The 26,008-nt window shown below is 57.7% G+C and carries 20 protein-coding genes; 7 read left to right on the top strand and 13 right to left on the bottom strand.

Annotated elements, in window-relative coordinates:
• Positions 1-522: 522 nt before the first annotated feature.
• Positions 523-1,530, top strand: coding sequence for an NAD-dependent epimerase (locus ACFFWD_RS26255; protein ID WP_376970045.1), 1,008 nt, complete (start codon positions 523-525; stop codon positions 1,528-1,530).
• A 10-nt stretch (positions 1,531-1,540) separates the two neighbouring features.
• On the opposite strand, the gene ACFFWD_RS26260 is transcribed toward ACFFWD_RS26255, so the two are convergent.
• From ACFFWD_RS26260 to ACFFWD_RS26315, 12 genes are all read right to left on the bottom strand, one after another.
• Positions 1,541-1,876: a lipid-A-disaccharide synthase N-terminal domain-containing protein gene (locus ACFFWD_RS26260; RefSeq protein ID WP_376970047.1), complete on the bottom strand. Its 336-nt coding sequence runs from the start codon at positions 1,874-1,876 to the stop codon at positions 1,541-1,543.
• A gap of 152 nt (positions 1,877-2,028) precedes the next feature.
• Positions 2,029-2,997 (bottom strand): glycosyltransferase family 2 protein, encoded by a 969-nt coding sequence (locus tag ACFFWD_RS26265; protein ID WP_376970049.1) that lies wholly within the window; start codon positions 2,995-2,997, stop codon positions 2,029-2,031.
• Positions 2,957-3,859, bottom strand: a complete 903-nt coding sequence (locus ACFFWD_RS26270; RefSeq protein ID WP_376970051.1) for a carbohydrate deacetylase — start codon at positions 3,857-3,859, stop codon at positions 2,957-2,959. The genes ACFFWD_RS26265 and ACFFWD_RS26270 overlap by 41 nt, the downstream gene beginning before the upstream one ends.
• 13 nt (positions 3,860-3,872) lie before the next feature.
• Positions 3,873-5,498 (bottom strand): glycosyltransferase family 39 protein, encoded by a 1,626-nt coding sequence (locus tag ACFFWD_RS26275; RefSeq protein ID WP_376970053.1) that lies wholly within the window; start codon positions 5,496-5,498, stop codon positions 3,873-3,875.
• A gap of 279 nt (positions 5,499-5,777) precedes the next feature.
• The gene (locus ACFFWD_RS26280; protein ID WP_376970055.1) at positions 5,778-6,827 is read right to left on the bottom strand and encodes a phosphotransferase; all 1,050 of its coding nucleotides are present in this window, start codon (positions 6,825-6,827) and stop codon (positions 5,778-5,780) included.
• Between the two features lie 117 nt (positions 6,828-6,944).
• The gene (locus tag ACFFWD_RS26285; RefSeq protein ID WP_376970057.1) at positions 6,945-7,691 is read right to left on the bottom strand and encodes a polysaccharide deacetylase family protein; all 747 of its coding nucleotides are present in this window, start codon (positions 7,689-7,691) and stop codon (positions 6,945-6,947) included.
• Positions 7,692-7,713: 22 nt separating this feature from the next.
• Entirely contained in the window at positions 7,714-8,805 is a 1,092-nt protein-coding gene (locus tag ACFFWD_RS26290; RefSeq protein WP_376970059.1) for a hypothetical protein, read from the bottom strand.
• 310 nt (positions 8,806-9,115) lie between these two features.
• Complete coding sequence (locus tag ACFFWD_RS26295) at positions 9,116-10,888, bottom strand: ABC transporter ATP-binding protein (protein ID WP_376970061.1); 1,773 nt, start codon at positions 10,886-10,888, stop codon at positions 9,116-9,118.
• A 48-nt stretch (positions 10,889-10,936) separates the two neighbouring features.
• The gene (locus ACFFWD_RS26300) at positions 10,937-13,474 is read right to left on the bottom strand and encodes a glycosyltransferase (RefSeq protein WP_376970063.1); all 2,538 of its coding nucleotides are present in this window, start codon (positions 13,472-13,474) and stop codon (positions 10,937-10,939) included.
• A 77-nt stretch (positions 13,475-13,551) separates the two neighbouring features.
• Entirely contained in the window at positions 13,552-14,607 is a 1,056-nt protein-coding gene (gene galE, locus ACFFWD_RS26305) for a UDP-glucose 4-epimerase GalE (RefSeq protein ID WP_376970065.1), read from the bottom strand.
• Between the two features lie 110 nt (positions 14,608-14,717).
• Positions 14,718-15,692 carry a UDP-glucuronic acid decarboxylase family protein gene (locus ACFFWD_RS26310; protein WP_376970067.1) on the bottom strand — a complete coding sequence of 325 codons (975 nt, stop codon included), beginning with the start codon at positions 15,690-15,692 and terminating at the stop codon, positions 14,718-14,720.
• Between the two features lie 937 nt (positions 15,693-16,629).
• On the bottom strand, positions 16,630-16,752 hold the full coding sequence (locus ACFFWD_RS26315) for a hypothetical protein (protein ID WP_376970069.1): 123 nt from the start codon (positions 16,750-16,752) through the stop codon (positions 16,630-16,632).
• Between the two features lie 465 nt (positions 16,753-17,217).
• On the opposite strand from ACFFWD_RS26315, the gene ACFFWD_RS26320 reads away from it, so the two are divergent.
• From ACFFWD_RS26320 to ACFFWD_RS26335, 4 genes are all read left to right on the top strand, one after another.
• Positions 17,218-18,546, top strand: a complete 1,329-nt coding sequence (locus tag ACFFWD_RS26320) for an efflux RND transporter periplasmic adaptor subunit (protein WP_376970071.1) — start codon at positions 17,218-17,220, stop codon at positions 18,544-18,546.
• Between the two features lie 10 nt (positions 18,547-18,556).
• Positions 18,557-19,291: an ABC transporter ATP-binding protein gene (locus ACFFWD_RS26325; RefSeq protein WP_376970073.1), complete on the top strand. Its 735-nt coding sequence runs from the start codon at positions 18,557-18,559 to the stop codon at positions 19,289-19,291.
• Positions 19,288-20,589, top strand: a complete 1,302-nt coding sequence (locus ACFFWD_RS26330; RefSeq protein ID WP_376970075.1) for an ABC transporter permease — start codon at positions 19,288-19,290, stop codon at positions 20,587-20,589. Before ACFFWD_RS26325 ends, ACFFWD_RS26330 begins: the two co-directional genes overlap by 4 nt.
• Before the next feature lie 152 nt (positions 20,590-20,741).
• A complete protein-coding gene (locus ACFFWD_RS26335) occupies positions 20,742-22,019 on the top strand; it encodes a nucleotide sugar dehydrogenase (protein WP_376970077.1) in 1,278 nt (425 codons plus the stop codon).
• Between the two features lie 365 nt (positions 22,020-22,384).
• Here ACFFWD_RS26335 and ACFFWD_RS26340 read toward each other — a convergent pair whose 3' ends face one another.
• A complete protein-coding gene (locus ACFFWD_RS26340; protein ID WP_376970079.1) occupies positions 22,385-23,782 on the bottom strand; it encodes an efflux transporter outer membrane subunit in 1,398 nt (465 codons plus the stop codon).
• A gap of 588 nt (positions 23,783-24,370) precedes the next feature.
• On the opposite strand from ACFFWD_RS26340, the gene ACFFWD_RS26345 reads away from it, so the two are divergent.
• Both ACFFWD_RS26345 and ACFFWD_RS26350 read left to right on the top strand, forming a co-directional pair.
• On the top strand, positions 24,371-24,625 hold the full coding sequence (locus ACFFWD_RS26345; RefSeq protein WP_376970081.1) for a helix-turn-helix domain-containing protein: 255 nt from the start codon (positions 24,371-24,373) through the stop codon (positions 24,623-24,625).
• Positions 24,625-25,935: a type II toxin-antitoxin system HipA family toxin gene (locus ACFFWD_RS26350; RefSeq protein WP_376970083.1), complete on the top strand. Its 1,311-nt coding sequence runs from the start codon at positions 24,625-24,627 to the stop codon at positions 25,933-25,935. Before ACFFWD_RS26345 ends, ACFFWD_RS26350 begins: the two co-directional genes overlap by 1 nt.
• Positions 25,936-26,008: the final 73 nt, after the last annotated feature.

Consider the following 26,008-nt stretch of genomic DNA (forward strand, 5'->3'; position numbering starts at 1 on the left):
TGCGCGAAAACGCCCTGGCAGAAGCAATGACGACTCGCGATTTCGGCGAAGTAGCGGTGTTTGGTCATCTTGCCGTGTTGGCGTCCTTTTCTGTCTGGAACGGCTCCTGATGCGGATTTCGGCCGTCTTGAGTGGCTAGGCGACCGGATACGGGCACATGTCTGCGACGACTATGCCCGCATCGCCGTAGAGAGCGAGGACTTCTGGTAGCGAATGCAGAGATAGCGGAACGATTTATGAGCCGCCATGAATTCGTGCCCGGGACGCGTACACAGAGACGGACATTGCGGCGGCGGTCTCGATCCTCGACTAAATTCTTGAACCGGATTCGCATTTGGATCATCCTTACTGCAGCTTAGGCTCCGGTTCATCGGGTTCAGGCAGCGCAGAGTGGACGTTTCAAACGGAGTTCTGTACGGCATCAAGCAGGTCTTTCCGATCGAAGCCAGCGACGCGCGAGTCTGATCTGCGACGTTGACGGAGTTCTCCGGAACCAATTCCCTCGCTTAGGAGACCGGCCGCATGAAAGTTCTTGTAACCGGTGCAGCTGGCTTTATCGGCTCGCAAACAGCAAATGCTCTGCTTGAGCGCGGTGATGAAGTCGTCGGGATCGACAATCTTAACGACTATTACGATGTTAGTCTCAAGCGGGCTCGCTTAGCGCGCTTGGAGAAGCATGCAAAGTTTCAATTTGTGCGGGCTGAGCTGGCGCACCGCGATCAAGTTGATCGGGTGTTTGCGCACAAGCCTGATCGTGTCGTCCATCTGGCGGCACAGGCGGGCGTACGTTACGCATTCAAGAACCCCCATGCATACGTCGATGCAAATCTTGCTGGCTTCCTGCATATTCTGGAGGGGTGCCGCCATCACGAGATCGAGCATCTGGTCTATGCCTCATCCAGCTCTGTTTATGGAGCCAATACAAACCTACCGTTCAGTGTTCACGACAATGTCGATCATCCGCTTAGCCTCTATGCTGCGACCAAGAAGGCCAATGAGTTGATGGCTCATTCGTACTCTCACCTCTATGGTATACCCGTCACAGGTTTGCGATTCTTTACGGTCTATGGGCCTTGGGGACGGCCAGATATGTCCCTCTTTCTGTTTACCAAGAAGATCATTGCTGGCGAGCCGATTGATGTCTTCAATTTCGGCCATCATGCTCGTGACTTTACTTTCATCGCTGACGTCGTTGAAGGTATCGTTAGGATCGTCGACAGGGTGGCAGCCCCAAGTCTTGCCTGGAATAGCGAGTGTCCAGATCCAGGAACGTCTGCTGCACCCTACCGGCTGTATAACCTCGGGAACAGCCACCCAGTCGAGCTGCTCTACGTAATCGAGTGTATTGAGACCGCAGTCGGTCGGAAGGCGCTTAAGAACATGCTGCCTCTGCAACCCGGAGATGTGCCGAGGACTTTCGCAAACATCGACGCACTGGTGGACGACATTGGGTTTCGGCCGCGGACACCAATTGAGGAGGGTATTCGGCGATTTGTCGATTGGTACAAAGATTTTTATGGCCATGCATGAGTGGTGGGGATCAGGCTGTTTTCGCCGCCTGATCGCGCCTCTCGCGATAGACAAAATACAGATTTCGCAAATAGACGAGGACGCCGAAGCCCTGGCCGAGGATGAAGACCGGATCCCTGATCAACAGCGCGTAGCAGAACAGAAGCAGGCCGCCGCCGATCGAGAAGAACCAGAAGGCGACGGGGATCACGCTCTTGCGCGCGCGCTCGGTCGCGATCCACTGCACGACGAAGCGTGTGGCGAACAGCGCTTGGCCGGCATAACCCACGAGCACGAGCCAGGTGAGCTTGACCACGAACACATTGTAAAGAAACTCTCTAACCTCGCTTGGGAAATCAACGAGCATCGCCAGAACCCTCCGAAATCTGCGGTACGCGCCTCTTGCGTCTGATCAGCCAGCGCTGGCGAGATCGAGAATCCCGGCCCGCAGCCGGTCTCACGTCCTATAGTTCGAAACGTCCTGCCGCCGTGCGCATACGCGATCTTGCAACCTAGCCGTCACGCCACCTTGTCGTGTCGGGTTGAGCAGATTTCCCTGACTGCATAGATCTTCCAGCCCTTCACCGTATGATAAATACGAGCGCTCAATTCGGCCTCCAGGCCGGCCGCGACCAGCTGGATTCCGAGGAGGAGGAGAAGCATGCCCAGGAGCAGAGAGCCCAGGTATTGATAGATGGATACGTTATAGAAGAGCTTAAGCACGGTGATGCCAGCCAGCAGCAAGAAACCCACGCCCGACATGAGCAGTCCCCACAGTCCAAAGAATTGGAGCGGTCGTTGCACATAGTGAATGAGGAACTTTACCGTCAACAGGTCAAACAGCACATGGAATGTCCTGGAGATTCCGTAATTCGAAGAGCCACGCTTCCGCAGCGTATCCTTGATAGGCACTTCGGCGATGGCTACGCCTTGCATGCTCGCTAATGCAGGGATGAAACGGTGCAGCTCCCCGAACAACTCGATGTTTTTGATCACCTCTCGCCTGTATGCCTTAAAGGTTGTCCCAAAGTCGTGGAGCGGTAGCCTCGACAGGCGGGCCATTAGCGCGTTGGCAACCAGGGACGGAAGGCGCCTTAGCAAATAATTGTCGACGCGTTTTTCCCGCCATCCACTGACGACGTCGTACCCTTCGGCTAACTTCGCCAGGAGAGAGGGGATATCCTCAGGTGAGTGTTGGAGGTCGCCATCCATCGAGACAATAACGTCGCCTTCCGCGAAATCGAAGCCGGCAGCGAGCGCACCGGTCTGCCCAAAGTTCCGCCGCAATCGGATCACATGGACCTTATCGTCCTTTGCCTGAAGCTGCGCGAGGAGATTGAACGTCCGATCGCGGCTCCCGTCATCGACGAATATCAGCTCGTAACGTTTGCCGAGGTCGACGAGAACCGGCGTTAGTCTCGTATACAGCTCCTCGATGTTGTCCTCTTCATTGTAGAGAGGAACGACGATGGACAATTCGGGATTCATCGATGCCTCCATGGTGGATGAGCTGCACCCCAAGGGTGCGAATATGCGCCCGTAGGCTGGGATCGATTAAGGCTTCCAGCTCCATTGCCCGAGAAGCCACCAGAGAAGACGTGCCCATCGTCCGGAAGGCCTCTTGGAGATCTTGGCCAACATATCCGGGATGGCACATGATCTCGGTTACGCCATCCCTGAGTTGCGGCAGGATGCCTCTAAGGACCCCTGTCGTGAGTGAGCCGGTTTCGATCAGTCCATAGAAATAGTCATTGGACATGACCACACGCCCATCGAGTTGTTTCCGGCAAAGGCTGGCGCAGGCGTTCACCAAAAGATCCTTATAAGACCGTCGGCTCCAATGGATCAGGTCGGCGGCACGCGGATACTGCCCGGTCCAACGCACGGCGTTGATCCCGTACGTTTCCGCTAGCTCCAGCACGCGTGCGAAAATAGGCGGGTACATATGGACATGCTGCTCGCTGTTCACATGCGTTGGGTGGAGGCCTGCCGCGAATGCCCGTTCTATCTGCGCCGAGAACTCGCGGCTGAGGTGATCGAGATCGACACGCTTGCGGAGAAGGTCACAACACAGGCCTATGGGTGTCCGCAGAAATCGTCCAACGGAATCCACCAAGCTCGGGATCTCGGTAGGCGGGAGAATGGCCTTGCCGCGCACGACATTGAGATGGACGCCAATTCCCAGGCCTTCGTGTGCGTGCGCAAGTTTCACCGCGTCTTCGAAGGCCGGAGCATTCACCATGATGGAAGCACTGGTGAGGATGCCCTTTTCGAACGCCTCAATGATGCCAGCGTTGACCCCCGGCGAGAGACCAAAATCATCGGCATTCACAATGAGCAATTTTGCCATCGGATGACGACCGTTATCCACGCGTGATCTTTGACACCGTCGGCTGGAGCGGATACGCAGGCAGTCGAAAAATCATGCCGTCCTCGTCGTCGACATGAAGTTCAAAATTGTTGCGTATAAAGCTCCATATTTTTCTTTCTCGTCCCCGCTTCAAGTCGTCTGCATTCAGGTAGTCATCATTGCTATTGGATATTACGAGCCATTTCGCACCCTGTGCCCAGAGCGATTTCATCGACTCGATATCAAGGTCCCCATAATCCCAGCCGAGCGCAGTGTGCCAAACCTCTGTGGGTGGAAAGGTCCAACCCCGGAGCCCGCTATAGTAAATAGTACAAGGATTCAATCCAACGGAGACAACCAAGTCGTCGGCCTTCGCTATTTTGCTGAGCGTCGACCCTATGTGATACGAAGGCGCATAAGCTGGCCTATAGGGGGTTTCTAATTTCTGTCGTCCTACAGCGCCGATAACCACAATAATCGCAACCGTCGCCGTAATCCGAAGATATTCAAAATCACGTCTCCGAAGCCATTGCGTCATCGACGCAATTGCGTGCCCGCCCATGGCTGCCGCAAACGGATTCCATAGATGCATGTTATTGGGATCCTCAACGAGGTGCTGGGCCTCTATGAGATATTGAACAACCAGGGCCGCTCCGTACCAGTGAAATAGCCAGGGTGCGGCTTTTCTTTCTGGCTCAGCTTTTTCCTGTTTTGATGGAGAACAGCACAAACCTATCAAGACCAAAACTGCCGGCGGCCATGTCCATAGCCACCCAAACAATTGACGACCGAGCTCTGGCAAAAAATACGAGCTCTTTATCCAGCGGCCGATCTTGTCAGGTGACACAAACTGATTTGCCCCCGCAAAGTGGTGGGGCGGATAAGCTAAGCTCAGGTATCTGGCCCAGAGATAATATCCTGCTGCTGTGGCGAGAATTGACGTGGCTGCCGCAAGCAAACCAAGCAATTGTTTTCGCTCCAGGGAGCGTCGGTCAAGGATGGCGTATATTGCGTAGGCAGCTGGTATACCGAGAATGATGCCAGGTAATTTAGTCAGGAGTCCCAGGGACCCAACCACCACCGAGAGAACGAGATACTGCATCTTCTCGGTCTGGCAATACGCGACCAACAGCCAAAGACTGGTGATCACCAACGCCACCATTGCTGGATCAGGTAAAAAGGAGCGTTCGATAAAAACAGCGCCGGGAAGCACCGACATCAATGCTGCACTGACCAATGCTTTTTCGTGGTCCCAAACCCGTCGCGTCAGCTGATAAAGAGCGAAAATCCCCCACAGACCGAAAGCGACGGCGACACAGCGACCCACCCAATCGTGCTGCCCAAACATCTTGTATAGAAGCGCGGCGATATAAGTGACTGTTTGAAATTCGCGTCCCTGATAGTTCGGGCCGGGGCCACCCCAGTCAACTTCCGGATACAGAATGTTCCATTGACCGCGATAGAAATTCTGCGCCATCATCGCCGTGCTGGCTTCTCGCCAGCTAAACTTATCGGCAAATGGTTGCGTAACGTGTTCAAGCCGTAGTCCAGCACCAACTAATAATATCAGGACTATCAGAGCCGCCCGCCCCAATCTCCTTTTCTCTGCATGCGGCGAAGAACTTGGAGCAGCGGTCATCGTTCATTGACTCCACTACTTCGTGATATCGCCCCTTCTCTGGGGCTTCTTTCCTTGCGCTTTGCGCCGTAGTTAAGCGTAGCCTTCGGTCGGCCTGCGACAGATCAACGTGGGATCACTGCGCGCACACCGATTATGAATTAAGTCGACCCACGCGATGAGGGGCAAAGATGAATGGCATATTTGTACTGGCCGATCTCAGGCACAATCAAATGTCAGCGCCACCACCGATGTCTCAAGGGTTACCGCTTTAGGAGAAGTCGACGCGATTTGGCTTGCTCATCTTGCTCGTCCGGGTCCCTCCACAGTTCGCAGCCAGTTGGCAAGCCCCTGCTCGTACCAACTCACCTCCTCGATGTACCAATCCGGTTCGAGGGCACGGTAACCCTCGTTAGCCCACCCCAGAGAGCTGATCAGCCGGAACATTCGACCAATCTCTGCCAGACGCTGCAGGTCTGCCGGCCGTAGACCGGGCCACGTCGCGCTCACAACTGAATGATAGGCGCCTAGATCTGGGCTCAACGACCCACCGACAAACTGGGCAAGATCAGGGGCGGGACTGCCCCAGCCGGCTCCTTCCCAATCCATGAGCAATAAATTGATGCCGGTCGAGCCGCTTCGAACCCTGGCGTTCTGAACGGCGAAATCGCCGTGGACTAGCGTTTGCGGCATCCGGTTGCAAAACTGCTCGATCCTCTCCCATTGCCGCTCCACAGCATCACAGTGGGAAATCAGCGCCCGAAGCAGGGTCGAGCCGCGGTCGCAAAAAGTGGACTTTTCGGCGATTTCCCGAATCGTCTCGCGGGATGCGAGAAGCAGCTTGCTATAAAAGCCGGGACCCCGATCCGGCAGACAGCTTGCGGCTCGAAGCTGCCGGGCCGCGACATTCATCACACCAAGCCAACGCCCGGCGAGGACCCGATGCTCTTCAACATCCAGCAAATATGGCTCTTCGCCGGCATCCTCGAGAAACAACCAGCAGAATTGAGGGTCATCATCAGCCACGAGGCCGCAATAACGAAGTGCGCTGACCGGCAGATGCGGGAGCACATTCTGGTAGATTGAGCATTCTGTCGAGGCAGCAGCAGAGTCACACCGTTTGGCAATTACGTTGCTCCCGTTAGGTCCGACACCGGTCAGCCTGTACACAAACGGCTTGCTGGTCGTACGGTAGATTTCCTCAGCCCGGTGCCCCCGTTCCTGAATTATCTCGATGCTGGGAACTGCTTGGCGATTTGTGAGCTTCCGCCAAGCCCGCGCCACGGGGCGCAGCGCTATCGCGGTGACGTCCCCCGCTTCTTCATGATCGCGCATCGGGATTGATTTCACTGGCAACTCACCTATTCAAGTGCGCTCTACTCAGTGTTTCAAACGTCGCCTCTCGCTTAACGCTGCGTTATCCGCCAAGTTTGCTCGAAATGGACACTTCCTGACGAAAGCATCCATTTAGCCTTCCCCAAGCACTGCCCCCAAATCGATATTTGGCCCCATCGCCACGCGGGATAGGCTGTAATAACTCTTAAGGGGCACTCGCTCGCGTCCGCCCCCATACGAGAACGCGGCGCGATAGCCTGCCTGGCAAAGCTCAGCAGCCGTTGTTTCCAGGCTTGAACCACCGTCGCCGTACGGAAACGAGAAGAGTGTGACGGATTGTCCCGTTCTGGCCTCGAGTGCGGACTTGGAAGCCCGTAGTTCATGCCTCAGTTCATCGAGGCCAAGCTCGGAGAGATGCCGGTGGGTAACGCCATGAGATTGGAGAGATACTCCCCTTCGCTGTATTTCTAGCAGGTCATCCCAGTCACAAATTGGTTCCTCCGGCTCAACGCCTTGATCAAAGCGATTGGTCCCACCGATAAAGCTCGTCGGGACAAAAAGCACAGAGGGGAAGCCATAGTCAGATAAGAGCGGGACCGCAGCGTGGCGCATGGAGCGGTAGCCGTCGTCGAAAGTGAGCAAGGCGGAACGTGGCGGCAAAATCTCCGGATGCGTGAGGCCTGCGACGAAGGTGTCGGCGTCGATCACCCGCCACGAGCTGTCACGCAGCCGTTTGAGGTATCCTTCAAACATGGATATGGGGATATAGAACCAGGTGTGACTGTGGCCCCCGGGCGGAACGCCGATCTTGTGAAATGCCAGAACCAAGAGCTCGCGGCTGGATTCATCGGCATGAACTTCCGGATCGATGGCATCCATTGGCTAGTCCCTCCAAAATATTTCAAGAGAGCGCCCGTTCCAGCAGTTTCTTGATGACGTTTTTCGCATCGAAATGCTCCTCCACCAATGAACGAGCGAGACGTGAATGCTTCCCGTAATCAGTCGATACTGCTTCGAGGCATTCCTGCGCCGTCTTAAAGTCTGTAAAGCGGAGTAGGCCAGCGTGGTCCGGGAGGAAACGGCTGGCGCCCGTGTGCTCAATGATGGCGGGCTTGCCACTCGCCAGATAGCAGAGGGTCCGATCACTGATCCATGCGTTCTGGAATCGTACGCACGATGGTTTGACGCAACTGAATTCACCAAGCGACTGTCGCACATATGCTTGATACTCCCATGGGGTGCCCGCGACCATCCAGGCGTCTTGCACCCGCCAGCCGTGCTTGCGCAGCAGGGTCCGATCAGCTTCGTCTTCGGGCCGAAGCTGCAATGCAAGTTCGAGGATCTGCGATGTGTGCCGCGGCAGGTCCAGGTAAGGTATAAAGCCAGTGCGTTTTTCGTTCGACCACAGCTGTCCCGTTTCATCTCTCAACCAATTGTCCGAAACCCAATGCGATACCGTAGTCAGCGGTGCCGTCTCCGTGGTTGGCACCGGGGGCCACCATGAAAGAGCAACGCAGGGCGGGGTATAGTGCCATTCGATTCCTACGTCGGGGATCTTCGTGTCGGGTTGGCCGACTGTTTCTCCGATCGTAAACAGCACGTCGTGCAGTGGGATTGCAAAGTTGTAGGATCGATCGCTCAGCCACGTTTGCAGGAGACCTGGATCGATGTCGATCAGGGCTGAGCGTCGAAACCGCTCAATGACCGCCGCTGGCGTCTGGTAATTCACGTTGACGAGTAAATCGGCATCTCCTGCAGCTTCCAACCCAATGCATTGCTCCGCCACGTGGCGGGGGACGAGTTGGTCGTCGTTGGACCAAAGGGCGATACGGTCGCTAAATCCATAAGGAGACAAACGCGTCTTCAGATCAGCCAGGCGCTGTGAAACTTCCGCGTGTCCCGGCGTCCACCCGCCTTTGACGATGCCCTCAAGCCAAACGACATCGCACCCGAGTTCCCGGAGCCCGAGAGCCCAGTTGAGAAACACCCACATGTGACCGCCGCCTTGCGGATAGTGCAATGTGTTGGCGGATAGCCATACGCTTACACTCATCGCTGCCTCACTCCCGCGATTACACCCATGCTGCTCACTCCTACAAACTGGGTGATCTCGTCGTTGCGCCAGCTGACAGTGCCATGCATTTCTCCCTCACGCCTCCAGTGCGAGCCTGATGAACGCTCAGAGTGTGCTGCGAGGTTTCGCAATGATGCCACGACCTTGGTGGGTCGGAACGGCCGCGACGCATCGCGCGCGAGCAAGCTCATCAATCGAGCATCGGAAGGCACGGGTTCAGCATCCCTTTTTAGCTTCGGCTCCACATCAACAGATGACCGTTCTCCAACTGCAGCCGAAGGTCGCAGTTCTCGAGCGTACTTAGACGGTGGGCGATCATGAATGTAGTGCGCCCGCACATGAGACGTTCCATCGCCTCGATAATTGCGGCTTCAGTTCCGACATCCACGGCACTCGTGGGTTCGTCCAGGATCAGAATCGGCGCGTCCTTGATGAAAGCGCGCGCCAGCGAAATCCGTTGGCGCTCGCCTCCCGAAAGGCGCATACCCCGTTCGCCAACCAGCGTCTGGTATCCGTCCGGCAGGCTCGCGATGAAATCATGCACGTTGGCGAGTTTGGCGCCTTTGATGATTTCCTCCTCGCTCGCCCGGGGCCGGGCGTATCTGATATTCTCGGCAATACTGGTGGAGAAAAGTACCGGCTCCTGGAGCACGATCGAAAACTGGTTGCGAAGGTCGTCGAGCTTGTACTCACGTACATCCCGGCCGTCCAACAGGATCTGGCCGGTGGTGACGTCGTGGAAACGAGGCAGGAGGCTGACCAGCGTGCTCTTGCCCGCGCCAGTGTGGCCTGCGATCCCGACCCGGGCGCCGGGAGAGATCTCAAGACAAAGGTTCTGAAGCACGGGCCGCTCGTCCTGGTATTGAAAGGAGACGTTTCGAAACTCGATGGCTCCCAGGGCGCGCGCCAACGGCCGAGCATTCGAGCGCTCAAACACCTTTGGAGGTTCATCGAGAAGAAAGAAGGCGCGCTCGGCGCTGGCAAGATGAGCTTGGAGGCTACCGACTTTCCTTCCAATGATTTTTAGTGGTTCGTACAGCTGCCCGAGGTAGGCCATCACCAAGAGCAGGCTGCCGAGAGTCAATGTGTTGGCCTGGACGTGACTTACGCCTATCCACACTACGGTCGCTGTTCCCAATGCCGTGGTCAATCCGACCAGGAGACCATAGCCGCCTTGTGCGACCGCAAGTCTCAGTCGGGCGCGCATACCTTCGGCCGAGCGATCAATGTAGCGTTCTTGTTCAAGCTTCTCTCTTCCAAACGCCTGCACGACACGCAGAGATGACAAGATCTCCTGCAGCACGGACAGCGTTGAGGTTTCCACCTTCTTGATGTGGTAGGATTGATCGCGCAACAGAGGGCGATAGATCTTGGAAAGAGCAAAGAGCACCGGCGATACCGCGAGCGCAACCAAAGATAACTGCCAATCGATCCGGGCGGTGACCCAGATCATTCCGAGCAAGGTGAGGCTTGCGGATACCATCGGTATAAAGCCGTCCACAGTGAGATACTGCAAGGCCATCGCATCGGTTTGGATGCGATAAATGGAATCGGCGGAGCCTTTTGCGTCATGATAGGAAAATGACAGACGCTGCGCGTGCGCGACCAGGCGAGCGCGGAAATCCAGGACGATCTTTTCCCCTGCATAACTGGCCAGTAACGAGGCGACGAGATCCTGTAGCTGCAGCAGTAAGCTGATCGCGATCAGAAGCGTGACGCTAAGCATCAAGATAGCGGTGGGGGAGCGAAACGCGAAGTCCGGCAGCAGCGCCGTCAGGAACGGGGGCAGCGGATGATTTGAAATCGCGCTATCGACTGCAATTTTGAGAGGCAGAGGCACAAGCAGATTGATAGCACTGCCCAGGGTGCCTAGCAGGAACAACGCGAGCAGATGCGGCCAGTACGGCTGGATTTGCTGAAAGATCCGCGCATACAGCCTCGAAGTAAGACGCCGGCGTTGCCCAGCATCCGACATGATCGATCCCTCGAGAGTTCTGTTCATGTCGTCTCCACAGAGACTTCAAACTCAACTTCAGACGGCGCGTTTGCCTCAGCCGCGCACTTGCATAGTTTGTTGCTTCGCTGTTGCGATGCCATGCGCTGCGATACTGTCCAGCATCACGGCGGATGCACGACCACATTCGAGAACTGCCTTACAAACAGAGAGAAGCGCTCCTAGAGCAAGCGGAATGGACGCCGTCACTGCTCCATCCATACCTGCGCCGGCCGATAGCAGAGCCAGCGTGAGAGAGAGGACTAGTCCTGGGGCGAAGCACTTGGGCCAGACGCGACTGCGCACGTATTGATTTCCGGCGCCGGGGTCTTCGACGGCCATGAGCAGGCGGGCACCGCCCCAAAGTCCAGCTCGAACCTGCAGGTCCCACAAGTCGCATTGCCCGCCCCGTTGGACAGGGACCCCCCTATCGCGAAGGTAGCCTTCAATGCTTTCCAACCTCGCTCGCGGAGCCTGCCACCGATCCGTCCAGATGGCCCTGCTGCGTGGCACAGGTATTGCAAAGCCGGCAGGAACGCGGCTTCGCCAAATGTTGAGGCCATGCCTTAGTCGGCCATAAAGTCGCGCCGCCGGCTGAAGCATGTGCAGGAGTGCAGTCAAGGCTCTTAGCGGGAGCTGAAACCCCTCACCTGCAAACCGGCTCCGCGCCGCGCTCGCGCAGGCATTTGCGATTGGAATGCCCGCCGAAATCGCCAGTAGAGGCAAAAAGAAAAACAAGGGACGCCAGAATATCCCCAACGCACCGATCACGACCAAGGCCAGATTCGCCAAGTACCACTCCGGCATAAGCAACAGAGATTGGACGCGTCCTGCCCCTTCGTAGAGACGTTGAAAAGGAGCGCTCCCCCACTGTCCGAAATAGACCCTTGTGACTGTTCCAAGGACACGGGGCACGCCGTAGACATGGCCAAGCCAGCTCAGATGTCCAAGGGCATTGTATTTTTGCGGCCATTTCTCCTCCAAAAGGGCTTCCGCCTTCCCATACCCCTTCTGCTGCCGCAAATAGGCGCGCACTGAGTTTCGACGATGATGCCATACCTGCGCGGAGGGACTGAGGCCAAGCTTCCATCCACGTTCTTGTATGCGCCAACAAATATCGACGTCGTCGCCGGCGACCCGGAAGCGCTCGTCAAAGCCGCCCACTGAACACAGCGCGGTTCGCAGAAAGGCCATGTTGCAGCCCGGAATGTGCTCTGCTTCTGTATCGGTGAGCAGAACATGCCGCGGCCCGCCTGGTGAGTTGTCAACGCATGCGGCGATTGGGCCATCATTCGGTGGCAGGATGTTGGGCCCGCCAACTCCCGCATAGTTACCGTCGCGGAATGTCGCGGCAATGTAAGTGAGCCAGTCCGGATCGGGATATGCATCGTCGTCGATATAGGCGATGATTTCGCCCTTCGCCGCCTGCCATCCGACGTTTCGAGCATGGCTCAAACCGTGGTTTGGGGTACGAATGAGGGTCGTGTCATACTGAGCCGCAATCGCGGCCGTATCATCTGTGGAACCGTCGTCGACAACGATCACCTCGAATGCGGGATAGCGGATTTCGCCGATAGCCTCCAAACATTCCCCGATGGTACGGCTTCCGTTGAAGCTGCAGACAACCACCGAAACGAGAGGCCAACGCAAATCAGCAGGAAACGGCACCTCGGCGAATGCCGTCCCAAGCACCGACAGGGCCGGTTTGGGCGTCCGATCACGACGGGTAATCCCGAATTCCCAGTCATCAACTTCGGCGCCGGCGCGGTGCCACTCGTCAGTCCAGGAAAACACAAACACGCCCGCACATCCTGATGCAAATGCGGCCCGTACCTGCCAGTCCAGCACCTCGGCCTGTCTGGCCTCGCTATTGCGCAAGGCGTCCAATCCGACTTCGGTCATGATGAGGGGCCTATCTCCGGCAATATTCTGCAGACGCGCGAGATAGGCCTTAAGCGGCTCCTCCGATTCCAGATAGAGGTTAAAGGACACGAGATCGAGAAACGGCAGGTCGAGGTATTCGGTCGTCGGGTAGTTGACGTAGGTGACGAGGCCGCGCGGATCTGCCTGCTTAATGACGCGATAGATCCGGTGAAGATAGCGCTCCACCCGTCGTCGCCCAAGCCATCGAGCCACAGGGGCCGGGATCTCATTGCCAATCGCGTAACAGAGCAGTGCCGGATGTCCGCGTATCGCCTGCACCTTGCTTCGAATTTCTTGCTCGATATCGGGGGATTTTTTGCGGTCGATCAGATAACCGATGAACTGTTCCGCGGACAGGCCGACCATGACACGCAGGCCGTGGCGCAGTGCGGCATCAAGGAGCGAACGTGGCGGGGTGGTATGAGGAATTCGGACGGCATTGAAGCCGTTCGCAGCCATCTGAGCGAAATCAGCCTCAATCCTGCGATGATCCTGATACTCTCTTCCTTGGTCGTCCGGCCGGAATGCTCCGTAAGTTACGCCTTTGACGTACACCTTCTCATCGCCCTCAAAGAGGAACTTTCCGCGCGCCTCAAGGCGAACATGGCTGGTGCCGGTTTCTGCTTCCGGGGTGACCGCGGGACTTTTGATGTTTGCTTCGGCTTCCAGCATGATCCGCACCCGCTTCGATCCCTCGAATGTCGAAAGTCCCCGGCCCGGAGCGGCGTCGCAGTCTCAGAGCCCCTTAGTTATGACGAAATCGCAGCGTTTCGGCTGCGCTGCTTGGCTGACGCGCGCGCGCTCTCAAGGCCGGAGGGAGGGCCGCAAGGGCGTGTTTTCTGGTGCCAGTCCCAAGCCGTCCGCACGATCGTCGACAGATCGGATCTCGAGGGCGCCCAACCCAGCACCGATCGGCCAAGTTGTGGATCGGCAATCAGCGCCGGCGGGTCGCCCGGCCGGCGAGCGCACTCCAAAACAGGAACAGTCCTGCCACTGATTTTTTCGACGGTAGAAATGACATCACGGATAGAGTAACCGCGCCCCGTGCCCAGATTGATGCTAGCGCTGGAGGCATCCGCGAGGAGCCGATCGACAGCTTTGACATGCGCATCCGCCAGATCACAGACGTGCACGTAATCCCGCACGGCCGTGCCATCGGGGGTGTCGTAATCGTTCCCAAAGACTTCGACTGCCGGATTGCTCCCCTGCGCCGCGGCGATGACAAGCGGGATCAGGTGCGTCTCGGGTGTGTGGTCCTCGCCGAGTTCGCCATCGGGATCGGCACCGGCTGCATTGAAATAGCGCAGACAAGTGTAACGAAGCCCATACGCCCGCTCGTACCAATGCAGGACGTTTTCTAAGAACAGTTTCGACGCGCCATACGGATTGATTGGCAGCTGCGGATGATGCTCGGCAATGGGCAGCTCCCGGGGGATACCGTAAGTTGCGCAGGAGGAGGAGAATACAAATTTGTCCGCGCCGGCATCGAGCAGGGCATCCAGAAGCGCGAGTGCCTTGCTGACATTATTGTCGAAGTACTTACGCGGCTCTTCGATCGATTCGCCGACATAGGCGTGAGCCGCAAAATGCACAGTCAGCCGAATCTCGAAGCGTTTGATCGCCTCTCTCACGAGGGCCCGATCGCCGATATCGCCCACCAGCAGGGGACCCCATTTCACTGCCCAGCGGTGACCGGTACTTAGATCGTCGAGTACAATCGGATTGTAGCCTGCCGCGGCAAGAGCCTTGCATGTATGCGAGCCGATATAGCCGCCTCCGCCTGTGACCAGGATGTTCAATCGCATGGGCCAATTCCCCGCTCGGCGATTTGAACTCTGACATCACTTTTGCATGACGAGGTGACCGAAATCGGAAAAGCATACACACGAAGCGAGTCCGACATGGCCAGTTCCGATCAATGCGATACGCGCAACATTAGTTCAGATACGATTTCGCCAGCGAGAACCTTTCGGAAGTATCGAATCGTCTCCTTCAGGCCCTCTTCGAGCGGCACCCTCGGCTCCCATCCGAGAAGCGACTTGGCACGCGAGATGTCAGGCCGGCGTCGTTTGGGATCGTCTTCTGGTAAGGGCTCCAATACGAGGCGAGAGGAGGAGTTGGTCAGACGCAGCACCATCTCGGCGAGTTCAAGTACAGTGAACTCGCCGGGATTGCCGAGATTAAGCGGGCCCGGGTCGACCGGCCGCGCATTCATGAAAAGGATCAGAGCATCGACCAGATCGTTGACATAGCAAAAGGATCGCGTTTGCGAACCATCACCGTAGATTGTGATCGGCTCGCCCGAGAGCGCCTGCACGATGAAGTTCGATACGACCCGACCGTCCTTCGGATGCATGCGCGGCCCATAGGTGTTGAACACCCGTGCGACGCGGACATCTAGGGCGAACTGTCGGTGATAGTCGAAGAATAGGGTTTCTGCGCAACGCTTGCTTTCATCATAACAAGACCGGAGGCCGATCGGATTGACATTTCCCCAGTAGTCCTCGTTCTGCGGATGAACGAGGGGGTCGCCATAAACTTCGCTCGTGGACGTTTGCAAGACCCTCGCCCCCAGCCGCACCGCCAGGTCCAATATGTTGATTGCACCGTGCACACTCGTCTTCGTGGTCTGTATGGGCTGCCGTTGATAGTGAACCGGCGAAGCCGCACAGGCCAGATTGTAAATCTCATCAACTTCAAGATGGAGCGGGAAAATCACATCGTGTTGTACCGGCTTAAACCCCGGGTCTGATAAGAGCCCCGCGATGTTCTCTTGCGTGCCGGTATAAAAATTGTCTACGCAGAAAACTTCGTGCCCCTCTTGGAGAAGCCGCTCGCACAAATGCGAGCCGATAAAACCCGCGCCTCCAGTTACCAGAACTGCTCTCATTGATCTGTTTCCGTCAGCAATTACGCGAAAAATTGCCATCGGCGCGACGCAACTCAAGCAGAACTATTGTGCCAGAACTATTGTGCTCTAACGTTCAAGCTAAAGTCGCCCGCACTTGATCATCGAAGAATGACAGCGTTCCGTCCTTTGAGGACGCAACAGGTTTATTTCAAGAGGCCCGTCGGAGCTTATGGAAATGCTGCTCCTTCATTGATCCTTCATGGATCGTTCATTCATTGTTCATAATGATAAACTGCTTTTACGCGCGGCATAAGTCCGGCTGCAATGGTGTTCGTCTAACTCTTAAGAGTTACCTTCAAAGTATGGACGCGTACGCATTCTACGCTGTGATGATTCGAGGTCGGCAACATGTTACCGCATTGACCAGCCCGACGATCTCGCCTGATTGTGGCAGAGATGATGCCGTCGGAGATTCCGAGATGATCTCGCCCAGCATTGCGTGATGATCTCGCCCGGCAAGAAGGCGTTCTAGCAGTCGTCTTCTGGCACAAGCCGCGGTCAATTGCGATTGCCGGCTAGCCTTGCTGCTTTAGCGCGCGCTTGCACGAACGTTAGAAGCAAAGGGACACTAGCAAGCGTGATATTCTAATGCGGTGTGGATTTGACGTTCGCGCGGAGGACTCGTAGTGAAGCTGGCGCGGAACATCGAACCACACCAGTACGTCATGCTCACCCTCACGCCGTCTCGCTCGCCTTGACGATTCGCCGCCCACGCTTCGGGCGTCGGCGCACAGGGACCCGTGGCGGAGGCGTGAAAGCGCCGCTACAGCGACGGCATCGCAAGAGTCGAGACCATCACGATCCTGACCGGCAGCGCGGCGAGCGGATCGCCGTTGAGCTGCGTCAATTCCTTGATTGCGCCGGCATGGACGGCCGTGCCCACGCGTTCCCTGTTCGCGCGCGGCGCCGATCACGGTCAGCAGCTACTGCCGCGAGCGCAGGCCGCTGCGCCCTCCCCGGCCTCGGCTTGCAGATGCGCGCCGGAGGCGAGATCGAGCATCAAGCGCACGAGATCGACGCCCGCGAGCAGGGCATTCATGAGCTCGACGACGTGCGGATTGACGTCGACGACAAGCGGCCCCGCTTCGGTGACAATGAGCCGCCACAGCGCCCCGTGCCAATCAGAGCGCCTCGGTGAGCCGCCGCAGCTGTTTCGACAGGGTTAGCAGCGGCACGCTCTCCTTCTGTAGGACTCCACTCAAAGGTATTACCCCGCATGGGTAGTTGCAACTACGCCAAGCGACAGAATGAGTTCCATGCAATCGCCAACCAGGTTCCGGCGTTCTGCAATTCAGACGCAACACCACCTTGTCGATGCTTATCGTCAAGCATAGCGTTGCGCCTTCCAAGTCGTCATCAATGATCGCATTGCCAAAGCTGGATCGATGAGCAACATCGGCGTGGAATCTCCCATAGTAGTAACTGGGACTGCAGCGACGAAACGGCGTATGGCGCCTCCGCCCAACTAGGGATTATCGTCAAACTAATAAGGCGATGGGCTCTAATGAGAATATTTGCTGGGGCCTTGCTTTTGATTGTGTTCGCCGCCATCGCGGGCTTCCTTGATGGCGGAAAAATGCAGCACGTCTATATCACCGTTCCGGTCGAGCGCGGGACCGTAAAGACGGTGATCAAGGCGACTGGGGTGCTAAACCCGGTAGTTATGATTGAGGTCGGCTCGCAGCTCTCCGGACGAATCTCGGAGGTTCTTGTCAATTTCAATGATGTTGTGAAAGCCGGTCAGGTGATCGCACGAGTGGATCCCGAGGCGTACATCGCCGCCGTCAAGAAAGCCAAGGCGGCGCTCAAGATTGCGAAGGCGACCGCCGAATTGCAGCAAGCCTCGCTGCAGAGGGCGAGGGCTGCAGTAGAGAACGCCCGCATCGCGAGCCAGGCGGGAGAGGCCGATTTGGCCGCTGCGCAGGCTAAGCAGGAAGAAGCGGAACGAGATGTCCAACGCAACACTGTGCTATCGAGAAAATTGGCCATCTCGGATCGCGAGTTCACGGCATCGCGCGCCGTTCGCGATGCCGGCGCCGCAGGCGTTACCTCCTTGCGAGCGCAACTGAGGATGAAGAACGAGGCGATCGCAATCGCCGAAGCAGAATTATCGATGGCCGAAGCCAATGTCGCGAATGCTGAGGGTGTCGTCGAGCAAAATCAAGCTGCTCTTGAGCAGGCCGAAGTTGATCTGCAATACACGCAAATTCGGTCGCCCATTGATGGCGTCGTGATCACTCGCGTGATCAATTCCGGCCAGACCGTCGCGGTAAGCCTGGTATCGAAGATGCTGTTCAAGATCGCAGACGACTTGAGGGTGATGCAGGTCGAGGGCAAGATCGACGAGGCGGATATCGGACAAGTGAAAGAAGGACAGCCTGCGACCTTTACGGTCGACGCCTATCCCGACCAGACTTTCTCTGGTCGCGTCGCTCAGGTTCGCAAATCACCGGAGCTCAGCCAGAGCGTCGTGACGTACACAGCGGTGATCTCTGCGCCGAATCGAGATTACCTGTTGTTTCCGGGGATGACGGCACGGTTGAGCATTGTGGTTGGGGAGACAGGAGCTGCGCTCAAAGTCCCCAACGCGGCGCTCCGGTTTCGTCCCCAGAGCCATGCATCCGACGGCACGCAGAGCACAGGGTTTCGCTCAGAAACCAAGACGGTATGGGTGGAACGCAAATCCGGAGAAGTCCAGCCGGTCACAGTGACCATCGGGAAGAGCGACGACTCGGGAACACAGATTCTTTCCGGCGGCCTGACCCAAGGTGATCCCGTGATCATCGGTACTTCGGACCGCGGTCAGAGCAGCATTCTCCCGACTTCGCAGTGAGGAGGTTCGCATGAACGATCCTCTGGTTTTCGCAGAGGGCCTGGGCAAGCGTTACGACATCGGCGGCGCAACCATCCAGGCGCTCGCGAATGTTTCGTTCAGCATCGCGGCGGGCGAGTTGCTGGGCGTCGTCGGCCGGTCCGGATCTGGCAAATCAACACTCATGAGCATACTGGGCCTCCTAGATCGCCCAGACGACGGGCGCTACTATCTTAAAGGCCGCGAGGTTGCGAATCTCAGTGAAGATGAACGCGCCTTCATCAGGAATCGAGAAATCGGTTTTGTGTTCCAGATGGCCTCGCTGCTCTCCCGCAGCAGTGCGATTGAAAATGTGGAATTGCCATTGATCTATGCGGGCCTCGGATCATCCGAACGACAACGACGCGCTCGCAACGCGCTCGAACGAGTTGGGCTCTCGGGTCGCATGGAGCACAGGCCTCAACAACTCTCGGGCGGAGAGCAGCAACGCGTCGCGATTGCCCGCGCGCTGGTCAATGATCCGCTTTTGATTTTGGCAGACGAACCGACCGGCGCTTTGGACAGCAAGACCGCCGACTCCGTCCTCTCATTATTCGAAGACCTCAACCGGGATGGCAGGACGATTGTGATAGTCACCCACGCTCCCGAAGTGGCCAAGCGCGTGAGCCGGCGAATTACACTTCTTGACGGCCGTGTCATAACTGATGACGGAGCTGTCAACAGCCAGAAGCTCTCCGCACACCATCGCCGGTTCGTAAATCGATGAATCTTCTCGAGACCATCCGCCTTGCGATTCAATCGCTCCGAGTCAATCGGATGCGAAGTGCGCTCACCACGCTGGGAATTGTGCTGGGCGTTGCGGCTCTCGTGTGCATGGTCGCCGTCGGAGAAGGCGCAAGGTCGCAGATCAGCAAAAAAATCGACAAATTGGGGACCAACCTGTTATTCATCGAGCCCTACTCCTACGTTGCTGGGGCGCGGCACGCTCTCACTGAAGATGAGGCGGCGGCCATGTTGCGCGATGTACCGGGGGTTGAGGTCTCGGCGCCAATCATCTGGGGCAAGGTCCAGTCGATTGCCGGTAATCGGCATTGGGGCACCACGGTCTGGGGCAACGATGGGGATTACCTGGTCGCGCGCGATTGGTCGCTGATCTCCGGTCGGTTGTTCAATCGCGAAGAGATCGGGTCCGGAGCGAAGATTGCGATCATTGGACAAGTGATCGCTGACAAATTATTCGATGGCGAGCCGCGCATGGGTGCGACCATGCGTATCAACGACGTCCCATTCACGGTAATCGGCGTTCTCGAAAGGAAAGGTGAGAGCGGATCAGGAAAGCCCATGGACGACATCATAATTATTCCATTGCGGGCGGCGAGAAGCCGGGTGCTGGGCGCTCAGCAGGAGATCGATCCCGACGAGAACCAGCTGAAATTGACCAGCGATTTGAACAACGAGAAGAAGCCAGTGCGGCCCCTCAGCTATCCACATCAGGTGAACTATCAGGCTCTTGACTACCTGGTCATGAAATATGGCACGTCTGCCTCACCGCGGCAGGTGAAGCAAGCCGTCGAAGACGCTCTCAGGGCCAGGCGCGGCATTGCACCGGGAATGAAAAACGATTTCGGCATATTCGACCCGGCGGAGGCGCTTGCGGTTCAGGAGGCGACTGCCAAGAGCTTCAGCTGGCTTCTTGCGGCTATTGCTTCGATCTCGCTCGCCGTCGGGGGGATCAGCATCATGAATACAATGCTCGTTTCGGTGACCGAACGCACGCGCGAAATCGGCTTGCGGATGGCGGTAGGCGCACGAAGGCGTGACATTCGCAATCAGTTTCTGATCGAAGCCGTGGCTCTGGCTGTACTTGGCGCGATCGCTGGGACGATCGTCGGAGGCATAACAGCGGCGATTATTGCGCGCTACGGCGGATGGCCTGTCCTGATCAGTCCGAGCGTGGTTCTGCTTGCAAGTTTTGTCACGGGGCTCGTCGGTGTCGCTTTCGGCTCGCTGCCGGCTTTCCGAGCCTCACGGCTGGATCCTATGGTAGCGCTGCGGACGGAATAGCCGGGCGGCCGTGTCCGAGATCGGCGACGGTCGAATGGGTGTTGGGAATGCGATGAGCAAGCTCGGCCGCATTTTCGTTATGCTTCATGTGGCCTCTACCAGCTCATCGCAATAGCTCTTGTACTCAATAAGGCAGAGACAGGAGGTCGGTTGTGCGACACAGGCGAAAACTTGCTGTCATCGGTCTTGGCTATGTCGGACTGCCTGTCGCCGTCGCTTTCGGCCGGCAGGGCGCGCCGGTCATCGGCTTCGATGTCGATGCCCGACGCATATCTGAACTCAAAGCCGGCTGCGATCGTACGCGCGAGGTCGATCCCCACGATCTCCGTCATCCGCGTCTATGCTTCACCTCGAATCCCGAGGAGCTTTCTCACGCGGACTTCTTCATCGTGACAGTGCCGACGCCGATTGATCAGGCGCGGCGACCAGACCTGACCGCCTTGCTGGGCGCCTCGAAGATGGTGGGTCAGGCCCTGAAGAAAGGCGATATCGTCGTCTACGAATCCACCGTCTATCCCGGTGCGACCGAGGAGGATTGCGTGCCGGTACTCGAGCAGGCTTCGGGTCTCTCGGCAGGACGTGATTTCACGGTCGGCTATTCGCCCGAAAGGATCAATCCTGGTGACAAGGGCCATCGCTTCGAGACGATCACAAAAATCGTGTCTGGCCAGGATGCGCGGACGCTCGACATCATCGCCGCGGTCTACGGCTCGGTAGTCGCCGCGGGACTGCACCGGGCACCATCGATCAAGGTCGCGGAAGCAGCCAAGGTGATCGAGAATACGCAGCGCGATCTCAACATCGCATTCATGAACGAGCTGTCGGCCATCTTTCACGAACTTGGCATCGACACGATGGATGTGCTGGCAGCAGCCAACACGAAATGGAACTTCCTCAATTTCATGCCTGGCCTGGTCGGCGGGCACTGCATAGGGATCGATCCGTATTACCTGACCTATCGGGCCGAAAAAGCTGGGTACCACCCCGACGTGATTCTTGCGGGTCGGCGCATCAATGACTCTATTGGGGTGTGGGTTGCCCGCGAGTGTCTACGCTGTCTCTTGCGAGCCGGTTTGCAGGCGGAGCGAGTGACACTGTTGGGACTGACGTTCAAAGAAAACGTTGTCGACATACGCAATTCCCGCGCCATTGATATTGTTCGAGAGTTTCAATCGTTTGGGATAAGCGTGCAGGTTCAAGACCCGATTGCCGATCCTGCGGTGGTTGTGGAGGAATACGGGCTCGTGTTGCAAAGCGACCCCCTCCCTGCCGATGCAGTCGTGATCGCGGTGGCTCACGACTGTTACCGGGTGTCGGGCTGGCCGCTGGTTACCAGACTGCTCAAAAACGGTCGCGGTCTCGTCATGGACGTCAAGGGCATGCTCGATCCACTGAAGAAACCTGCGTCCATCGAGCTGTGGCGGCTTTGATCGCCCGACATAGGCACCTTGTCCCACGGTAAAACCACGCGCTCATGTCTTGGGATGATTGCGGTTGTGCCGATTGTCTGCGGAAGCGTGAACGTCTCATACCAGAAGTGTTGGATCCTGGCTCGTGGGAGACTGCCACGGCTTATCGGCGTGGTTCGGTTGCGCTTCCAGATTCGCGGAGGAGGAAATATGGCGGCGGCGGTTGCGATGACGTGAAAGGATTACACTGCAGTGGATCCTCGCCCTGAGGCAAGGAGGGCTGACGACGCTGATGCTGCTCGACCAATGTTGGCCTTGGCGCCTGTGAGTCGAGAGCTACGTAATGCTGGGTTCGGGTGGATTTGAGCAGGGTATGTTTGGGAAGTTCACCGTGCATTCATGGCTTCCGCGGGTTTTGGCGACCAGCCCCCGCCCAGCGCCTGATACAAACTGACAACCGCCTGAAAACGCGTGAGCCGTGCCTGCACCAGTTGATCTTCTGCGGTGTAGAGCGTTTGCTGCGTCTGCAGCACCGACAGGAGATCGATGGTGCCTTCGCGCAAGCGCGTCTCGGATATGTCGAAGGCGCGGCGCGATTCCGTGACCACGTCACGTTGTAGCTGCTCCAGCTCCGCTGCCTTACGGATGCCAGTCAAGGCGGTGTCCACATCGGAGAAGGCAGAGATCACCGCCTTGCGATAGGTCTGCAATAACTCGTCCTGTTTGCCCCTTTGTAGATCGACGTTGCCTAACAGCCTGCCGCCCTCGAAAATCGGTTGCACGAGCCCGGCGGCGAGCGTGTAGAAAGCAGACTCCGGCCGCAGCAGCGTCGTGAGCAGCGCGCTCTGATAGCCGCCTGCACCGGCTAAAGCGATGCTAGGCAGAAGCTGCGCGCGCGCATTTGCGACATTGGCATTGGCGGCCGCGAGTTGGGCTTCCGCCTCGCGGATGTCGGGCCGTTGCGTCAGCAATTCGGATGGCAAGCCGGGCGTTACGCGCGGCACGGCGATGGAATTGAGCGCGCCGCCGCGAATGCGCACTTGCTCGGGCGTGCGCGCCATCAGGATAGCAAGTCCATTGCGAAATTGCGCGAGCGTCCGTTCGAGCGGCGGGATGGTGGCGCGCTGGGTTGCGACCAGGCTTTTCTGCTGTGCAATTTCCAGCGGGGAGGCCGTGCCCGCTTCGGCACGCTGCTGGATCACGTTGAGCACGCGTTGTGCGCTCTCATAGTTGTTGTGCGCGACGCGCAGCCGGTCCTGCGCCGCCAGCACCTGGAAGTAGAAATTAGCCGTCGCCACCACCGTCGACAGCGCCACCACCTCGCGGTCGAAACGGCTGGCGACAGCGGTCTCCTCCAAGGCGAGCAGCGCCGCGCGGTTCTTGCCCCAGAAGTCGATTTCATACGTGGCGGTAAGAAAAACCGAGAAATTGTTTTGCTCCGAGGCGCCGCCGCCGCAGCCGGCGCAGCTTTGCGAGGAGCGCGAATGGCTGGCGCTCGCGTTGAGATTCGCGGTCGGTAACAGCGCCGCGCCGCCAATCCGCGCATTGGCGTCGGCCTGAACGATGCGCGCGACCGCGGCGGCGATGTCGAGATTGACCTTGAGTGTTTCCTCGATGATCTCGGTCAGCTCACGCGAACGAAACGAGCGCCACCAGTCGAGCGACGGCAAGGCAGCTTCAGCTGCCTTCGGATTCTTCGGTCCGGCGCTATAAGCCTGAGGAATGTACAGCCCCGGCTCTGGTTTGTCGCCCGAGAGCAGGCAGCCGCCGAGGGGCAACGTCACTATCACACCTCGAAGCATGACCAAAATCGGATGTGCGCCCCGTTTTACTCCCGTCCCGGTTGCTCCCGCTCCGACTCGCATGGACCTCCCGCTCCGATTTGCGTGGACGACTTCCCATTGACTGAAAAGAACTTTAGCCGGTGCGATTACGGCTTGCTTGCGGATTTTTGGCTCGGCGGCCGGTCAGCGAGCGGGTGAGGTCCGGAGGGTGACATTTTTGTCGCAGCCGCGGCGAACGCGCCTTGCAAAATCCGATCGAAGCTCAGCCGCGCTGCGCGCGAACCATCACCCCCTCCTCCCGCGCCCAAGTCGAAGGGATTGGCGCGAACGCACGCCTGCGGTGAAGGCGCTATGATATCGGCCATTCCTTTACAGGGCAGGATAGCGAAGCTCCCCCGTTCAAAGACGACATGGACCAAGGTCGGGCGGGTCCGCCATAGGCTAGCAACCGACATTGCAATCTGGCGCGCAAATCCGCGGTCGCGTATATACTCATTATACTCGATTGAGTATATTTACAGTTTATACGCGATCGCGAATATTGACTATTTATACTTGAGCGCGTATATTCTGTCGCGGAGGTGGGCCATGACCCAACAGATTGCACGAACGGAGAAACAGCTCGGTGCCATCCTGCGCCGAGCTCGAAAAAAGGCCGGACTGACGCAATCCGACCTCGGGAAGAACATCCATCTGCGGCAGGCGACTGTGTCACGGCTGGAAGGTGGAGCCCCGGCCATCCAGCTTCGCACGGTCATGGAAGCACTGGCCGCGCTTGATCTCGAGCTAGTGGTCCGCCCACGGAGCAAGGCCAGCGCAGCCGAGATTGAGGATATCTTCTGATGGCCCGTCCGAGAGCCAACGCGCCATTGAACGTATTCGTGAACGGACGCCACGCAGGGGTGCTAAACCGCGAGTCCAGCGGGGCTATCGATTTCAGATACGATCCAACCTGGCTTGCCTGGCAATCGACATTCCCGATTTCGCTGTCACTACCGCTTCGTGAGGACCGCTACATTGGCGCCCCGGTGGTCAATGTCTTTGACAATCTGTTGCCGGACAGCGAGCCGATACGCAGGCTCCTCGCCGAGCGCGTTGGGACAAACGGTAGCGATGCCTACAGCATGCTCTCGGCCCTCGGCCACGACTGCGTCGGCGCGCTCCAATTCTTGCCAGAAGGCGTCGACCCGGGGCCGGCGGGAAAGACAGACGGCAAACGCGTCAGCGACGAGGACATTACCAATATCATCCAAAACCTCGCCGCAGCGCCGCTCGGCGTCGGCGAGGACGACGATTTTCGTATCTCGCTCGCCGGCGCTCAGGAAAAGACGGCTCTGCTGCGCCGTGACGGCAAATGGTACAAACCGTCCGGTACAACGGCCACAACCCACATTCTGAAGCCGCAAATCGGACGCCTGCCCAACGGCGTCGATCTCTCAAACAGTGTCGAGAACGAGTATTTCTGTCTCAAGCTGATCGCGGCTCTTGGTGTACCTGCCGCCAATGCCAAAATTGCCGACTTCGGCGGACGCCGTACGCTTGTCGTTGAACGTTTTGACCGCCGCTGGACCCAAGACAAGCGGTTGCTCCGCCTGCCACAAGAGGATTTCTGCCAGGCGTTGTCCATCCCGCCGACACGAAAATATCAATCCGACGGCGGTCCCGGCATGAAGGAGATTCTGGAGCTGCTTAAAGGCAGCGATGCACCCGCGGAGGATATCGCGGTCTTCATGCGCGCGGGTGTCGTGTTTTGGCTGATCGGCGCCACGGATGCTCATGCCAAGAACTTCAGTGTCTTCCTGAATCCCGGCGGACGTTTCCGCCTCACGCCCCTTTATGATGTGCTGAGCGCGCAACCCAGTCTGGACGCAAAGAAAATTCAGCCCAAGGCGTTCAAGCTCGCCCTGTCAATCGGCAAGAGCCGCCACTACACGGTGAATGAGATCCTGCCGCGCCATTTCATTCAGACGGCCGAGATGTCGGGTGTCGGGATTCCCGTCGTGCGCACGATCTTTGAGGATCTGGCAGCGTCCTTTGAAATGAACTTCGAAAAGGTCGTCAAAGCTTTGCCTAAAGGCTTCCCGAAAAGCCTCACGGAATCCATCCGGACCGCCGCTCTGCACCGCATCGAGCTTATCAACGGAACAAATTAGGGTGGCCGATTGCAGGGAAGCGACCCGCGTTCCACCGAACGGAGGTCGGCGGGAGCCCCTACGACATTCTAGC

The sequence above is a fragment of the Bradyrhizobium erythrophlei genome, assembly GCF_042430365.1.
Lineage (GTDB): Bacteria > Pseudomonadota > Alphaproteobacteria > Rhizobiales > Xanthobacteraceae > Bradyrhizobium > Bradyrhizobium erythrophlei.

What these genes read in the sequence shown, in the direction of transcription:
- ACFFWD_RS26255 (WP_376970045.1), top strand. Translation starts at nt 523, where the DNA reads ATGAAAGTTCTTGTAACCGGTGCAGCTGGCTTTATCGGCTCGCAAACA.
- ACFFWD_RS26260 (WP_376970047.1), bottom strand. Translation starts at nt 1,876, where the DNA reads ATGCTCGTTGATTTCCCAAGCGAGGTTAGAGAGTTTCTTTACAATGTG.
- ACFFWD_RS26265 (WP_376970049.1), bottom strand. Translation starts at nt 2,997, where the DNA reads ATGAATCCCGAATTGTCCATCGTCGTTCCTCTCTACAATGAAGAGGAC.
- ACFFWD_RS26270 (WP_376970051.1), bottom strand. Translation starts at nt 3,859, where the DNA reads ATGGCAAAATTGCTCATTGTGAATGCCGATGATTTTGGTCTCTCGCCG.
- ACFFWD_RS26275 (WP_376970053.1), bottom strand. Translation starts at nt 5,498, where the DNA reads ATGACCGCTGCTCCAAGTTCTTCGCCGCATGCAGAGAAAAGGAGATTG.
- ACFFWD_RS26285 (WP_376970057.1), bottom strand. Translation starts at nt 7,691, where the DNA reads ATGGATGCCATCGATCCGGAAGTTCATGCCGATGAATCCAGCCGCGAG.
- ACFFWD_RS26290 (WP_376970059.1), bottom strand. Translation starts at nt 8,805, where the DNA reads ATGTGGGTGTTTCTCAACTGGGCTCTCGGGCTCCGGGAACTCGGGTGC.
- ACFFWD_RS26295 (WP_376970061.1), bottom strand. Translation starts at nt 10,888, where the DNA reads ATGAACAGAACTCTCGAGGGATCGATCATGTCGGATGCTGGGCAACGC.
- ACFFWD_RS26300 (WP_376970063.1), bottom strand. Translation starts at nt 13,474, where the DNA reads ATGCTGGAAGCCGAAGCAAACATCAAAAGTCCCGCGGTCACCCCGGAA.
- galE (WP_376970065.1), bottom strand. Translation starts at nt 14,607, where the DNA reads ATGCGATTGAACATCCTGGTCACAGGCGGAGGCGGCTATATCGGCTCG.
- ACFFWD_RS26310 (WP_376970067.1), bottom strand. Translation starts at nt 15,692, where the DNA reads ATGAGAGCAGTTCTGGTAACTGGAGGCGCGGGTTTTATCGGCTCGCAT.
- ACFFWD_RS26315 (WP_376970069.1), bottom strand. Translation starts at nt 16,752, where the DNA reads ATGAATGCCCTGCTCGCGGGCGTCGATCTCGTGCGCTTGATGCTCGAT.
- ACFFWD_RS26320 (WP_376970071.1), top strand. Translation starts at nt 17,218, where the DNA reads ATGAGAATATTTGCTGGGGCCTTGCTTTTGATTGTGTTCGCCGCCATC.
- ACFFWD_RS26325 (WP_376970073.1), top strand. Translation starts at nt 18,557, where the DNA reads ATGAACGATCCTCTGGTTTTCGCAGAGGGCCTGGGCAAGCGTTACGAC.
- ACFFWD_RS26330 (WP_376970075.1), top strand. Translation starts at nt 19,288, where the DNA reads ATGAATCTTCTCGAGACCATCCGCCTTGCGATTCAATCGCTCCGAGTC.
- ACFFWD_RS26345 (WP_376970081.1), top strand. Translation starts at nt 24,371, where the DNA reads ATGACCCAACAGATTGCACGAACGGAGAAACAGCTCGGTGCCATCCTG.
- ACFFWD_RS26350 (WP_376970083.1), top strand. Translation starts at nt 24,625, where the DNA reads ATGGCCCGTCCGAGAGCCAACGCGCCATTGAACGTATTCGTGAACGGA.